Genomic DNA, 14,697 nt, shown 5'->3' with positions numbered 1-14,697 from the left:
GATCAAAGTGCCTGCGCGGTAGTGACCAAGAAATGGATGAATCTGATCGGCTTGAGTGCCTTTATGGAAGGAACCGCTTGATATGAATACCGGATCCGTAACTGGGGTGAAGACGGACGCCATCGTGATTGGCGCAGGTCACAATGGGCTTGTTTGTGCAAATTATCTCGCAAGAGAAGGTCTTCGCGTCCTTGTTGTCGAGGCGCGCGACGTGATTGGCGGCGCCTGCGTCAGCGAGGAACTCGTCCCCGGCGGGACGTTCTCTTCCTGCTCCTACATCCAAATGATGCTGCGACGCGAAGTCGTCGAGGACCTGGAATTGAAGAAATTCGGTCTGGTCTCGGTCGCACCCGAGATGCTGGAGATGGGTCTGTGGGAAGATGGCGACCATGTGATGCTTTGGCGCGATATCGATCGCACGCTGAAGTCGATCGAAAAGCACAACACTCGCGACGGCGCAAATTTCATGCGCTTTGGAACCAGACTCAGGCGTTTTGGCGAGTTAACCGGCGCGCTTTTGATGAGTGATCCGCCTTCTGTCGAGGAACTTCGCGAGGTTTTCGAGCAGGCCGGCGAAACTGAACTGTTCAACGAGTTCGTCCTAATTTCTGCAGAGGATTTGCTTTCGCGATATTTCGAAAGCGACCGTCTTCGCGGCTTTATGATGTTCATGGGGATGGTTTCGACCTGGGGCGGCCCACGAACACCCGGGACGGCCTATGTCTACGGCTACCACGCTCAGGGCGAGTTCGAAGGCAATTATGGTCAGTACGGCCTTCCGCAAGGTGGAATGGGTATGATTTCGAATGCGCTTGCCAAGGGGCTTGAAGCGCACGGCGGTTCCGTCAGAACCGGCTCCCCCGTTCGCAAGGTAATCGTTCGAGAAGGCAAGGCAGTTGGTGTGGAACTGATGTCTGGCGAATTGATCGAGGCAGATCTGATCATTTCCAACGCAGATCCCAGGCGCTCGCTGGAAGGCTTTCTTGATGCAGGCGTTTTGTCTCCCCCGATTGAAAAGAAGGCATCGGAGATCGACGTTCGTGGCTCGATGGCCCGTATTCATCTTCTCGTCGACACGTTGCCCGATTATGTGGGTTTCGCGCCAGGCAAGACGGGACCGCAACACCAGGGTCTCGTCATCATGGGAGCGAGCCCAGCCCTTTACGAAAAGGCCTGGGAGGCACAAAAAAGGGGCAGCTTCCCGGACGATTTCGTGATCGAAGCACTGATACCTTCCGTTACACATCCCGGCTTGGTCGAAACGCCCGGACATCACACGATATCGCTCGGCGTGCAGCAATTACCATTTGATCTCGCAGAGGGCAACTGGGATAGTCGGAAAGACGAATGGGCCGACAAGGTTCTCGAGGTCTACTTCCGTTACGCGCCCAATCTTCGCGGCAGAATTCTTGGGCGTCATATCATCACGCCGCGCGATCTTGAGCAGGTCTACAATATCACCGGCGGCAACATATTCCATTCCTCGATGGTCGGCACCGAGAATAACTTTGACAAACGTCCGATCGAGGAAGCCGCACACTATCGCACGCCGGTGGAAGGATATTATCTCTGTGGTTCGGGCAGTCATCCTGGCGGCGGCGTCTCTGGTGCACCGGGACATAATGCTGCAAAACGCATCATAGCTGACAGCCAGGGGCGCTACGACGAGCGCCTTATCCGCGAGGATGCCGTCATGCGCAGCTCGACATTGGCAAATCTGGTGATGAGCACGAGCGTTGGTCGCAAGTTCGGTTATTCGGTTGCCCGAAGTTCGATTTTTCGAAAACTAACGGAGCGTATGAACAAGACGAAATAGCCGAAAAGCAAGTCAAACGATCAGGGCTTGATAATGCATTCCGATGAGGCTGGAAGGCTATTTCAATCAGAGATCAGATAGTCTCATTCTAGCGCAGCGATGCGGCCTGTGGGGCGGGCATCTTTCCGCCAGGATGAGAGGAGGTCGGCTCCACCCTGACGAAAATCTGCTCCGGCAGAATGCTTCAATCTGACCAGAAGAGGCTTTAGTCTAAAGCATGTCGCGCGAAAGTGTGCCGCGGTTTTGCGGCAACGACATGCGTGAAAACAAAGAGCTAAAGCGCGTCGCATGAATCAAGTTTGACGTGACGCGCTTTAGGACGCAGGACGCTTTCCGAAGCCGAACGTCTTGCGCAGGCTGCTGTCGACCGCGTTTGCCGGCATAAACCTGCGCAGCCGGCTTAGAAGCGTCGCCTGGCCGCCGGCCGGTTGACGCATTTTGTATGGGCCGTTGATTGCCGCCAATATCTTCTCCGCAACCTTTACAGGCGACGGCGCGGTTTTGATCTGGGCTTGTACCGCCTTGATGGTCGCGTCCGCCTGCGCTGCGTAGGCTCCCAAGGGCGCCTCGGTCTGTGCCGCGTTTACATCGAGCTTGGTGTTGGTGAAGGTCGGTTCAACCAGCACGACGCGCACGTTGAACTCGCGAACCTCATGATCCAGCGACTCCGACAGTCCTTCGAGCGCATGCTTGCTGCTGGCATATATTCCCATGAACGGTGCCGGCAGGAAGCCGAGGACCGAGCTGATATTGATGATGAGCCCGCTGCGAGCGGCGCGCATGGAGGGCAAGGCAGCGCGGATCATGCGCAAAGGGCCGAAAACATTGGCATCGAATACCGTTTGCGCTTCGGCAGGCGAGGTGTTTTCGACAGGGCCGACCAGCGAAACGCCGGCATTGTTGACCAGGATGTCGATCTTGCCCGCTTCGGACAAAACCCATTGAACAAAATTGGCGACCGAGGCGTCATCGGTCACGTCGACAGTTCCATAGCGCACGCCGGGAATGGCATTGACACGGCTAGGGTTGCGAACGCCGCCAAAGACCTGGAAGCCGTGTTGTGCGAGAAGGCGGGCTGACGCCTCGCCTATTCCGGAGGAGGCTCCGGTGATCACGACAACTCTGTTTGTAGACATGCATGCTCCTTGGCTTTTGGCGCGAGTGGTTGATGACGTGCTTCGATAGAAGGTCGGAACTTTTCACCCCGTCGCCAAAGGACAGCTTCTCAGAACCTTGACATCCAGGCACGTAAGATTTCGATCGACATCTATAATGGCTTTAGATTTCAATCGAAATATAAAATCAAGCACTTTTTGCTTTGCGGCGATTTTTTCCGATAATCGCGCCTCCAAAACGCGCCGGGGCATGGCGCCGAGCTCGAAGGCCCGCCGACATTACGGCGGGGAGCAGCATGAGCCTCAACGGCTTCAGGATTTCGGAGCGGCAGTCCCCGCTCGGTTTCGAGCGACCATTTCGTCATGGGTCAGGCTCGTGCCTGCCGCGAAGAATTCCTTGATCAGGGCGTCGCGATTATCGGCTGCGCGGGATCGATCCGCCGATTGCAGCGCTTCTTTCAGCTCATTTGCCACAAGCTCGGTGCAATAGGCGGGGGTGCCGGGCTGTTGACGCCAGGACGCTGCCAGCCCCCCAGCATCCAGCGCATCGAAACCGGTGGCCTCGACCAACCCTATGGCAATCGCCTTTGCTTCCGGAGCGTCGCCTGCAACCGGAATGGCGATGCGCCCATCCGTGCCGCCGGACCGCCCCTTCTCCGCCAGCGTCGCCGCCAGTACGGCGTTCCAAGCCTTGACGACGGGCCTGCCGATTTGCCCGCTCACCCAAACGCTTTCGGGCATGCCGCCGTCGACGTCGGCGATCGCACCGTCGCGAAACGGATAATAGTTTGACGTATCGATCACCACGACCTCTTCAGGCACGTTGTTGAAGAGCCCGCCAAGATCGCGATAGTTTGCGAATGGGATCGAAAGAACCATCACCTCGACGCCCCGGACGGCTTCCTCCTTCGAAACGGCGGCCGCTCCGATATCGCCGGCAAGATCGCGGATGGTGTCCGGCCCCTTCGAATTGGCAAGCTTGACCTCATGGCCGCCGGCGACGAGTTTTCTCGCCAGCGTCGCGCCGATATTTCCGGCGCCGATGATACCGATCTTCATGGGATGTCCTTTCTCTGATGTGGAAGGTAGCCCGGCTCAATTACGGCGCGGTCTGATGTGCCGAGCGCTGTCATGATGAAGCGGATTTGGGCGTGGACGCTGACTGCGGTGGCCTCCCCCTCGTGAACGCGCTGCTCAAGCAGAACCGGATGGAAGAACGGCAGGAAGGCGGTGATGATCCCGCGTGCGGCTTCGTCGGCGTCGTCGACTTTGAACTCGCCTGTCTGCAGACCCTCGCGGACAAGCGCCTTGAGGATTGCCAGGATGTCCTCATTATGGGCGTTGATGGTGGCCCAACTTCCATCCATGGCGGCGACGAGCAGCTCGTGCATGGGCCTGTCCTCCACCAGCCTTCTCCTGCTCTGCCGGTGAATGGCAGTCAAAAGATCCGCCAGCTTTTTGCTCGCCGGCCCATCCGTTCGCGCGATCGCCAGAGCGATTTCAGCAACCTCTTTGACCACAAGTCCGCAGACAGAACTGTTGATCGCCGTCCTCGAGGGAAAGAAGCGATAGATATTGGCACGGCTCATGCCGAGTTCGGCGGCGATGTCGGCGACCGACGTCTTATGATAGCCGATCCGCCGAAAATGCTTTTCCGCCACTTCGAGAATTCGCGTCCGCGACTGCTCAAGGTCACTTCCTATCGGATCCGCAAAAGTCATCGCCGCCTCCGGAGAACATCACTCGGCAGCCATTGCCGTCGGCAACTCAACCTCCTTCGATACCTCCACCTCCTTTGGTGGATTTTCATGGCTCTCGTTTTTCGTCGGCTTGATGCGGAACCAGATGGCGTAGAGAGCGGGAAGGAAGAGCAGGATCATCACCGTGCCGACCGCCGTTCCGCCGATCAGCGTGTAGGCCATCGACCCCCAGAACACCGAGTGAGTGAGAGGAATGAAGGCAAGCACGGCGGCAAGGGCGGTCAGAATGACCGGACGCGTCCGCTGCACCGTCGCCTCGATGACGGCATGATAATCGTCGAGACCGGCCGACTTATTGTCCTTGATCTGTTCGGTCAGGATCAGGGTGTTGCGCATCAGGATTCCGGCCAGCCCGATCAATCCGAGAATGGCATTGAAGCCGAAGGGCTTGTCGAAGAGCAGCAGAACCGGCACTGCCCCGGCAAGACCGAGCGGCCCGGTCAGCATGACCATGGTCATCGTCGACAGGCTGCGGACCTGCAGCACGATAACGATCAGCATGGCGGCGATCATCAGTGGGAAGATTTTCACCAGGGCGTCGTTGGCCTTGGTTGATTCCTCGATGTTGCCGCCCATCTCGATCCGATATCCCACGGGCAGCGAGGCAATCAGCGGCTGAAGCGCCTTCATGACCTGCTCCGAGACCTCAGGCGGCTGCGACGCCTCGCTGATATCGGAGCGGATGGTGATGACAGGCGTGCGGTCGCGGCGTTTCAGGATCGGTTCTTCAAACCGGATTTCGGAGTGGCCGATCTGATCGAGCGGAACCTGTCGCCCATCGCGGCTCATCAGCGAGAAGTCTGCCAATCTGGACGGATCGAGCCGGTTGCCGCCGGCACTTCGGGCAACGACAGGCACGTTGCGGATATTCTCGCGAACCTCGGTGATCGGAATTCCGCTCAGCAGCAATTGCAGCTGCTGGGCTGCCTCGGCCGGCGACAGGCCGATCAGGTTCAGCCGATCCTGGTCGGGAACGAAGCGCAGCACCGGCGTGCGGTTGCCCCAATCGCGGTTTGCCTGGCGCACGTCCGGCACGCTCTTCATGATATCGAGGGCTTTGTCGGAGATCTGGTACAGTTGCTCGGGATCCGGGCCGGTGATCCGGAATTCGACCGGAAACGGCGTGTAAGGACCGAAGACCAGCTGCGTGACGCGGACATAGGCTTCGGGGGCGAGCCCATCCGAAACGGCGGCGCGCAGCCGAAGCTTCAAGTCCTCGCGTGTGTGAGCGTCAGGGGTCAGCACGACGATCTTGGCGAAAGACGGGTCCGGCAATTCCGGCGCCATGGCAAAGAAGAAGCGGGGAGCGCCCTGGCCGACATAGCTGGTGACGGTCTTTGCCTCCGGCTGCTTCTGCAGCCAGTTTTCGAGCTTCTCAACCGTTGCCGTCGTCGTCTCGATGCTGGTGCCTTCGGGCATGCGGACTTCGACGAGGACTTCGGGACGGTCCGAGGTCGGGAAGAACTGCTTTTTCACCGATCCCATTCCAACGACGGAGGCCCCCATGGCGATGGCGACCACCGCACAGGTGAGGAACTTGTGGCGCACGGTGAACTCGATCAGCCGCCGCAGGCGCCGGTAGTTCGGGGTGTTGTAGATGGCGTGATGGCCACCTTCGACCGGCTTGATCGCCGGCAGCATCTTGACGCCGAGATAGGGCGTGAAGATCACCGCGACAATCCAGGAGACGATCAGGGCAAAGCCGACGACCCAGAAGATGTTGCCGGCATATTCGCCGGCGGTCGACCGGGCAAAGCCGACCGGCATCAGCCCGATGATCGTCACCAGCGTGCCCGACAGCATCGGCGCTGCGGTATGGCTCCAGGCATAGGCTGCCGCCTTGATGCGGTCCATCCCCTCTTCCATCTTCACCACCATCACCTCGATGGCGATGATGGCGTCGTCGACCAGGAGGCCGAGCGCCAGGATGAGCGCACCAAGGGTGATGCGATCGAAGAACCGGCCGGTTTCCAGCATGATGAGGAAGACGACGGCAAGGGTGAGCGGGACGGCCAGAGCGACGACGATCCCGACACGCCAGCCGAGGCTGACAAGGCTGACGAACAGTACGACGCCGAGCGCCATGGCGAATTTCAGCATGAACTCGCCCACGGCTTCGTCGATGTTGACGGCCTGGTCGCTGACCTTTTCGAGCGTCATGCCGAGCGGCAAGGTCTTTGCGATCGCGGCGGATCTTTCTTCCAGCGCCTTGCCGAGTTCCAGACCGTTCCAGCCCTGTTGCATCACCGCCGCCAGCATGATCGCGGGCTCGCCGTCATGGCGAATGAGATAGGTGGCCGGATCTTGATAACCGCGCCGCACGTCGGCGAAATCCGAAAGCTTCAAGGTGCGCCCGGCCGCAGCGATCGGCGTGTCTGATATCGCCTGGATACTGTCATAGGCGCCATCGAAGCGAATGAACACCTGGGGGCCGCGCGTATCGATCGATCCGGCCGGCGTCACGGTATTCTGCCGCTGCAAGGCGGCCGCGATGTCCTGAGCCGAAATGCCGAGAGTGGCGAGCTTGGCATAGGAGAATTCGACGAAGATCTGTTCGGGCTGCTCTCCGAGGATGTTGATCTTCTTCACTCCCGGCACATGCAGGAGATCCTGGCGGATCACCTCGGCCTGGCGCACAAGCTCGCGCATCGGCATGCCCTTGGCCTTCAGCGCATAAAGCCCGAAGCTGACATCGGAATACTCGTCGTTGACAAAGGGACCGAGCACGCCCCTCGGCAGGTTGCGGGCCTCGTCTCCAAGCTTCTTTCGGGCCTGATAGAATTCCTCCTCGACATCAGTGGCCGGAGTGCTGTCCTTCAGCGTGACGGTCAAAAAGGCGTAGCCCGGCCGCGTTGTCGTCTCGACACGATCGTACCAGGTCAGCTCCTGGAGGCGTTTTTCCAGCGGCTCGGCGACCAGATCCTGCATTTCGCGCGCTGTCGCGCCTGGCCACACGGCTGTCACGGTCAGGGTCTTGATGGTGAAGGACGGGTCCTCGGCGCGCCCGAGCTTGACGAATGAATAGGCGCCAGCGGCGGCCAGCAGAACGATGAAGAACAGCGTGACGGCCCGCTCGCGAACGGCGAGCGCGGAAAGATTGAAATTCATCAGTTTGCCGCCTCTGCCTGTTCCGCCTTGGTGCGCACGCTGGCGCCGTCCTGCAGCAGATGGGCTCCGAGAGCGACGACCGGCTCGCCTGCATTGACGCTGGAAACCACCGCGACCTCCTCACCCATCTGTTCAATTTTTACCTGCCGGAAGCGGACGGTCGACGATGTCTCGTCGAAGACCCAGACGCCGGTGCGGCTGCCGTCGTCCAATACGGCGCCGACCGGCACCGCGGCATGCGATTGGCCGCTGTTGTTGGAGATCCTGATCGTCACTGTCGCGCCCAGCGGGGCCGACGCTGCGGCGCCATCCAGGACCCAGCGCGCCTCATAGGTGCGGGTTTGCGGATCGGCTGCGTCGGAGATCTGCCGAAGCCGCGCCTTGTCCTGCCGGCTTTCACTCCCATAGACACTGGCATCGGCGATGTCGCCGATCTCAGGCCTGAGGAATTCCGGAAGCCAGACCAGCGCTTCACGCGGACCGGCCTGTGCGAGCCGGACCACGGTTTGTCCCGCCGTCACGACTTGCCCCGGCTCGCCCAGCGTTTCGACGACCGTTCCATCAGTATCGGCAACCAGGACGGAATAGGCGGTCTCGTTTTCCGCGACCTTGGCGTCCGCTTCGGCCGCGGCAAGCTGCGCGGTGGCGGTGTCAAGCGCTGCCTTTGCCTGCTCGTAGCGCTGCGGCGTCGCGGCCAGTCCGTTTTTCACCAAAGCGGCATAGCGTCTCTCGTCTGCCTGCGCTTGGGTCAGCACGGCCTCAGCCGCAGCGACCGCATTTCGTTTCGCCGTGAGGGCGAGACGCAGATCGGTTTCGTCGATGCGCATCAGCGGCTGACCCGCCTTGACCTGCACGCCAACGTCCACATAACGCTGCATAATCTTGCCCGGCACACGAAAACCAAGATTGCTTTGCACCCGAGCGGCGATGGTGCCGGTGAAGCTGCGCTCGGCCGTCTCCGGCTTCATTGCCTCCACCAGCTTGACGAATGGCGGTGCGGTTCGGGGATCGGCGGCTTGCGCGCTTCCTTTCGAGGGCGCCCCGACAAAGACGAATGCCGTGGCGCCGGCAGCTGCCAGCAGGCCGAACGAGGCGAGGAGGATTTTGCGGTTCATGTCAGTAAGCCTTCTTGACGGGCGCAGCGATTAAATTAGATTGCGATCTAACTCTAAAACTGCTATAGATGTCAAATGAAATCTAATTGGAGATCGCAATGAGAGTCAGTCGCGCTCAGGCCGAGGCCAATCGTGAGACGGTAATCAATGTCGCAAGCCGGCTTTTCCGGGAGCATGGCTTCGACGGCATCGGGCTGAAGGATCTGATGAAAGGAGCCGGCCTCACCCAAGGCGGATTCTACAAGCAGTTCGAATCGAAGGATGATCTTGTGGCGCTGGCGTCCGGGCGGGCGATGGAAAGTGCCGTCCGCAGATGGTCGAGGGTTGCCGCCGGAAGCGCCGAACCGCTTGAAGCGGTTGTCGGCATGTATCTGTCGACCGGGCACCAGGAAGAGAAAGGTGATGGCTGCCCCTTGGCCGCACTCGGCTCCGATGCGGCACGCCAGAGTGAAGAGGTGCGAGTTCCGTTCCAAAATGGCATCGAGGCGCATCTTCAGATTCTCGACGAATTGATCCCGGCATCGGACGGCGCGAAACCCTATGACAAAGCCATGGTCGTCCTGTCCCTCATGGTGGGTGCCGTAACCATCTCTCGCATCATGACCGATCAGGGCATGTCGGAGCGACTGCTGGAAGCGGCGGCTGATGCCGTCAAGCGCATCGCGGGCGACACAGCGGAGGAATAAGATCCCGGCTCTGCACCGTCATCGCCGAAAACGAAGCGCAGGCGAATGGCCTCACCGCTCCTCACCCGCGAATTCAGAGGCCCTCATGGTCCATAACGCCGCACGCACTCCACGATGGGCCGGCGCAGACTTCAACGGAATGTTGGAGACATTCCTCGGACCTGCCCACTTCGACGCATCGCCGGTTCATAGCGCGAAAGGCTTTCGTTGGTCGGCGGATGCACGGACTCACGGTGCGGTGACGGTTGCCGATCTCGCATGCAATGGAGAGTGGAACCTTTCGGCCACCGCAGAGACGCCGGAATGGCTCACCATTCACGTGCCGCGCGAGGGTTTCTCCGGCATGACGCGACGGCAGATCACGACAACAGCGTCGCCGGGCCAGATGCTGCTTGGCCAAAGCCACGAGGCGGATCAGTTCCTCGTGCGGGGAGCGCTGCATCAATCGCAAAAACTCTTTCTCGATTGGGAGCAGATTCGCCGGACCTTCGGGCAGTTGTTCGAAGCCCCGCTTGTCGGATCGCTGGACCTGTCACCCGTCGTTGATGGATCAACTCCCTCAGGACATCTCGTCAAGAAGCTCGTCGAGACGATGATCTCCGGCATGCTCGGAGACGGCATCTTGCTGCAGTCGCCGATAGCGATGAGCAACCTCCCCCAGGCGCTCGCAGAATTGCTGATCAGATCGGTGCCGCATCGCTACTCTCAGCATCTGGAGCAGGCAGCATTTACACCCGCTCCCCGGCACATTCGCCGGGCTATCGATTTCATGCACGCCAATATTGCCGAGCCGATCACCATCGCAATGATCGCTCAATCCGCCAACGTCTCGGTTCGTTCCCTGGAAACCGGCTTCCGGACGTTCAAAGGGGCGACACCTGGCAGTTACCTCAGAACTCTAAGGCTACGGGCCGCCAGAAAAGACCTTCTGGACCGGTCGAACTTGCAGAGCATCAGGGATATCTGCCTGAGATGGGGCTTCGTCCAGGCCGGCCGCTTTTCTGCACTATACCGTTCGGTTTACGGGGAAAGTCCTCGGGAAACCCGCAGGCGAAAATCGGAAGTCGTCTCACCTCGGTAGACGGCAGCCTTTTGGCTCTCCAGAGATAGCTTATGACATCTGCCGCGTTAATCCGAAGCCAGCTGAGCCGACGTCCTCCAGCCGGCATAGCCGCCGGGTCACGGGCGGCAGCGCAGATGCCGCCAAAGTTTTGAGGAAATGCACATCGGATGGGCTTGCCACGACGCAAAAGACTTATATAGTCAAGAAATAAATATTCCGTACAGGAAATAAGAGGGAACGAAAATGGCTCTATCATGGCGTTTCTCCACCTTGGCGGATCGGCACCGCGCTCTTGGCTCGAAGCTTGAGGACTGGAGCGGCATGGGGACCGCCTGGACCTATGACAAGGACATGTCGGAAGAACATGTCGCCGTCCGCACCAAGGCCGGCCTCATGGATGTTTCCGGCCTGAAGAAGGTGCATCTGGTCGGCCCGCACGCCATCGCCGTGCTCGATTACATCACCACCCGCGACATGACGAAGATCTATCCCGGCCGCTCGGTCTATGCGGCCATGCTGAACGACCGCGGCCATTTCACCGACGATTGCATCGTCTACCGCACCGGCCCGAACTCCTGGATGCTGGTGCATGGCTCCGGCTCCGGCCACGAGGAAGTGGTCAGGCAGGCGGCAGGCCGCAATTGCGCCGTGCTCTTCGACGACGATCTGCACGACCTGTCGCTGCAGGGTCCGCTCGCCGTCGACTATCTCGCCAAATATGTGCCCGGCATCCGCGATCTCAAATATTTCCACCACATGCAGACGACGCTGTTCGGCGCGCCGGTGATGATCTCGCGCACCGGCTATACCGGCGAACGCGGCTACGAGATCTTCGTGCGCGGCCAGGATGCCGTCATGGTCTGGGACCGGATCGTCGAGGAGGGCAGGGACATGGGGATCATCCCCTGCTGTTTCTCCGTGCTCGACATGCTGCGCGTCGAAAGCTATCTGCTCTTCTATCCCTACGACAATTCGCAGATGTATCCCTTCGCCGATCAGCCGCCCGGCGACAGCCTCTGGGAACTCGGCCTCGACTTCACCGTCAGCCCCGGCAAGACCGGCTTTCGTGGCGCCGAGGAACATGCCCGCCTGAAAGGCAAGGAACGCTTCAAGATCTTCGGCATGCTGATCGATGCCGACGGACCGGCCGATCTCGGCGACGAGGTCTTTGCCGACGACAGAAAGGTCGGCGTCATTACCTGCCCGAGCTATTCGTCGCTGACGAAGAAATCCATGGCGATCGCCCGCCTGGACGTTGACAAGGCGGTGCATGGGACGAAACTCGACGTCCGCGGCAAGACCGTGCAGGCAAGCGCCACCGCCCATACGCTTCCCTTCGACGATCCGGAGAAGAAGAAGAGGACTGCCGTAGGTTAAGGAGCACGCGAATGCTCGTTGCAGGCATCAAGAGCCGACCGGTCTACAAGGGCCTCATCATCCAGCCGCGTGCCCGGCGGCACATTTTCGCACTCGAAGGGGAGGGCGCTCAGGCTCTCCTCGATCAACGCCCGGCGCTGGACGAAACGATCCTTTCCCGCAGCGAAATCCTCTATGTCGCCCGCGGTTCGCAAGGCACCGGCCTGGACGAGGCACTGCGCCACCTCGGCGCCGACATGTTCTTCACCGCCCCGACGATCGCGACATTGCTCTTCCGGTTGAAGGGATCGCTGGCTACCGCCCATATGGGCACACGGCTTTATATATCGGGGACCGAAGGCTTCATCGGCCAGGCGATGCTGCTGGCGCTCGACTACGGCATGGACCACGCCTCCGTCATCACCGAGCACCGCGGGTCGCTCGCCAGGCGCGTGCAATGCGTCCATTGCAAGGGCATCACCGACGACGTCACCGCCAGCCCCTTTTCCTGCAGCCATTGCGGGCTGACGCTTCTGGTGCGCGATCATTATTCGCGCCGGCTCGCCGCCTTCCAGGGCGTCAATATCGACGCCGAGGAACCCGGCAGCGCGCCCGACCCCGAGGAGTTGTTCCTTTGAGCGGCGGCACTGAAATTCCCGTCCGCGTGGCGCGGATCACCCCGATCGCCGAACGCGTCAAACGTTTCCGCTTCGAACGTCTGGACGGCAAGCCGATGCCTTATTTTTCCGGCGGCGCGCATATTATCGTCTCGATGAACGATGGCGGCCATGTCAGACGCAACGCCTATTCGCTGATGTCGCCGCCGCATGATTGCGCAGCCTATGAGATCAGCGTGCTGCACGTCGAGGAGTCGCGCGGCGGCTCCACCTTCATGCATGAGAACGTGCGGGAAGGCGACGAGCTGAGGGTCAGCTATCCCGTCAACCTCTTCCAGCCGGACTGGCGCGGGCGCAAGCATCTTCTGATCGCCGGCGGCATTGGCATTACGCCCTTCATCGCGATGATGGAGCAGTTTTCCCGCGAAGGCGCCGCCTTCGAGCTGCATTATGCCATCCGCGCGCGCGACCGCGGCGCCTATTGGCGGGAGCTTCTGGAGCGCTACGGCCCGCATCGCATCAAGATCTATTGCGACGCTGAAGGCAGCACCATCCCGTTGACGCGTCTGCTCGACGGCCAGCCGCTCGGCACGCATCTTTATGTCTGCGGGCCCTCCGGCATGATCGATGGCGTGCTCAAGGCGGGGCTGGAGGCCGGCTGGCCGGAGCAGAACCTACATTCGGAACGGTTCCTGTCGTCGCTGCCCGGCAAGCCCTTCACGATGGAGCTGATCCGCTCCGGCAAGACGGTGAAGGTCGGCCATCACGAAAGTATGCTCGAGGCAATCGAAGCGGCGGGTATCGACGCGCCCTTCCTCTGTCGCGGCGGCGCCTGCGGTCAATGCGAAACTGGTGTCGTCACCTGCGACGGCAAGCTGCTGCACAATGACGTCTATCTGACAAGTGAAGAAAAGGCATCCGGGCGGAAGGTGATGATCTGCGTTTCCCGCTTCGAGGGGAACATTCTGCATCTCGATCTTTGACGGCACCGGAAAAAGCGAAAAAAGGAGACCGGACATGGCAATCGCTTTCAAGCAGGAAACATTCCGGGACGATTTCAGCTACCGCAACAGCCCCGGGAACATCCGCCGCTTCCCGTTTCCCTTCGACCGCGACGAATATATGTATTCCGTCAACATGGAGCCGCATGTGCGCGGCCGGGCCGGCACCGTCTTCGAAAACCTGATCGACGTCGACGAACACTATGTCGCCGAGATGCACGACAGGGCACTTGTTTTAAAAGAGGATCCGCTGCGCTATCAGGCCCTGCCGCACATGATGAGCGCGCAATGGGACACGCTGGAACTGCTGATGGAAGAGCAGGCGGCGGGTAACCCCGAGCATTTCACGCTGATCCGCAACGGCGACCAGTGGCGCTGGATCAATCGGCCGCTCGGCATCGACGACAGCTTCACCTTCGGCGACGCTTCGACGCTGCCCTATGAGCCGTTCGAATACATTACTCGTCAGGCCCAGGGCGATTTCTGCATCGTCGACCAACGCGACGGCAATCTGTGGATGGATGCCGGCATGGTGACGACGCAGGCCGACTGGTCGCTCGATTTCGATATCGGCATGAATTTCATGGAATGGCACGGACCGGTGCCGCTCGCCCACCAGATCGGCGTCTTCGACCGGGCACTGAAATTCCTGCTGAACCTGCAGCAGGGCAAGCCGACACGACGCTTCAACTGGACGATGACGATCAATCCGCGGCTCGACACCAGCCCTGAGAATTATCATAAATGGGGCCCTGACCGCACGACGGTGACATCAGACAATGTCGGCGAGAAGGTGCATTTGCGCGTCGAGCTGCAGAGCCTCTGGCGCCTGCCGCGCTCCAACGCCATCCTCTTCGTCATCCGCTGCTATCTCATGAACATGGACGAGCTCGTCACCGTGCCGAAATGGGCGCGGCGCTTCCCGCGCGTGCTGAAGACGCTGCCGCCGGAGCTCATTGACTACAAGGGCCTCACCCGCTTCCGCGAGACCACGATCGACTGGCTTTCCAAATACGACGATGGGGCGCCGACCAGCCCCGGCATCTATCCGGACTGAGGC

General features: G+C 60.3%; 12 protein-coding genes. 7 read left to right on the top strand and 5 right to left on the bottom strand.

What is annotated here, in order from left to right; all coding sequences use genetic code 11:
• Positions 1-82: 82 nt before the first annotated feature.
• Positions 83-1,816 carry an NAD(P)/FAD-dependent oxidoreductase gene (locus tag RHEC894_RS28400; protein WP_085740032.1) on the top strand — a complete coding sequence of 578 codons (1,734 nt, stop codon included), beginning with the start codon at positions 83-85 and terminating at the stop codon, positions 1,814-1,816.
• A 314-nt stretch (positions 1,817-2,130) separates the two neighbouring features.
• Here the strand turns inward: RHEC894_RS28400 and RHEC894_RS28395 are convergent, their stop codons facing one another.
• The 5 genes from RHEC894_RS28395 to RHEC894_RS28375 all read right to left on the bottom strand — a co-directional run bounded on the left by RHEC894_RS28395 (position 2,131) and on the right by RHEC894_RS28375 (position 8,914).
• Positions 2,131-2,952, bottom strand: a complete 822-nt coding sequence (locus tag RHEC894_RS28395; protein ID WP_085740031.1) for an oxidoreductase — start codon at positions 2,950-2,952, stop codon at positions 2,131-2,133.
• 291 nt (positions 2,953-3,243) lie between these two features.
• Positions 3,244-3,990, bottom strand: a complete 747-nt coding sequence (locus RHEC894_RS28390) for an NAD(P)-binding domain-containing protein (RefSeq protein ID WP_085740030.1) — start codon at positions 3,988-3,990, stop codon at positions 3,244-3,246.
• The gene (locus tag RHEC894_RS28385) at positions 3,987-4,652 is read right to left on the bottom strand and encodes a TetR/AcrR family transcriptional regulator (RefSeq protein ID WP_085740029.1); all 666 of its coding nucleotides are present in this window, start codon (positions 4,650-4,652) and stop codon (positions 3,987-3,989) included. The genes RHEC894_RS28390 and RHEC894_RS28385 overlap by 4 nt, the downstream gene beginning before the upstream one ends.
• Before the next feature lie 18 nt (positions 4,653-4,670).
• On the bottom strand, positions 4,671-7,799 hold the full coding sequence (locus RHEC894_RS28380; protein WP_085740028.1) for an efflux RND transporter permease subunit: 3,129 nt from the start codon (positions 7,797-7,799) through the stop codon (positions 4,671-4,673).
• Positions 7,799-8,914 carry an efflux RND transporter periplasmic adaptor subunit gene (locus RHEC894_RS28375; RefSeq protein ID WP_085740027.1) on the bottom strand — a complete coding sequence of 372 codons (1,116 nt, stop codon included), beginning with the start codon at positions 8,912-8,914 and terminating at the stop codon, positions 7,799-7,801. The genes RHEC894_RS28380 and RHEC894_RS28375 overlap by 1 nt, the downstream gene beginning before the upstream one ends.
• Positions 8,915-9,012: 98 nt before the next feature.
• On the opposite strand from RHEC894_RS28375, the gene RHEC894_RS28370 reads away from it, so the two are divergent.
• The 6 genes from RHEC894_RS28370 to RHEC894_RS28345 all read left to right on the top strand — a co-directional run bounded on the left by RHEC894_RS28370 (position 9,013) and on the right by RHEC894_RS28345 (position 14,694).
• Entirely contained in the window at positions 9,013-9,600 is a 588-nt protein-coding gene (locus tag RHEC894_RS28370; protein ID WP_085740026.1) for a TetR/AcrR family transcriptional regulator, read from the top strand.
• Positions 9,560-10,681, top strand: coding sequence for a helix-turn-helix domain-containing protein (locus tag RHEC894_RS28365; protein ID WP_348630167.1), 1,122 nt, complete (start codon positions 9,560-9,562; stop codon positions 10,679-10,681). The genes RHEC894_RS28370 and RHEC894_RS28365 overlap by 41 nt, the downstream gene beginning before the upstream one ends.
• A gap of 225 nt (positions 10,682-10,906) precedes the next feature.
• The gene (locus RHEC894_RS28360) at positions 10,907-12,040 is read left to right on the top strand and encodes an aminomethyltransferase family protein (RefSeq protein ID WP_085740024.1); all 1,134 of its coding nucleotides are present in this window, start codon (positions 10,907-10,909) and stop codon (positions 12,038-12,040) included.
• An 11-nt stretch (positions 12,041-12,051) separates the two neighbouring features.
• Positions 12,052-12,657: a dimethylamine monooxygenase subunit DmmA family protein gene (locus RHEC894_RS28355; RefSeq protein ID WP_085740023.1), complete on the top strand. Its 606-nt coding sequence runs from the start codon at positions 12,052-12,054 to the stop codon at positions 12,655-12,657.
• Positions 12,654-13,619 carry a PDR/VanB family oxidoreductase gene (locus tag RHEC894_RS28350; RefSeq protein ID WP_085740022.1) on the top strand — a complete coding sequence of 322 codons (966 nt, stop codon included), beginning with the start codon at positions 12,654-12,656 and terminating at the stop codon, positions 13,617-13,619. The genes RHEC894_RS28355 and RHEC894_RS28350 overlap by 4 nt, the downstream gene beginning before the upstream one ends.
• A gap of 34 nt (positions 13,620-13,653) precedes the next feature.
• On the top strand, positions 13,654-14,694 hold the full coding sequence (locus tag RHEC894_RS28345) for a DUF3445 domain-containing protein (protein WP_085740021.1): 1,041 nt from the start codon (positions 13,654-13,656) through the stop codon (positions 14,692-14,694).
• Positions 14,695-14,697: the final 3 nt, after the last annotated feature.

Origin of the sequence: Rhizobium sp. CIAT894 (genome assembly GCF_000172795.2) — a bacterium.
Lineage (GTDB): Bacteria > Pseudomonadota > Alphaproteobacteria > Rhizobiales > Rhizobiaceae > Rhizobium.
The sequence above is the reverse complement of the archived record's forward strand: the minus strand, read 5'-3'. Positions and strand labels throughout refer to the sequence as shown.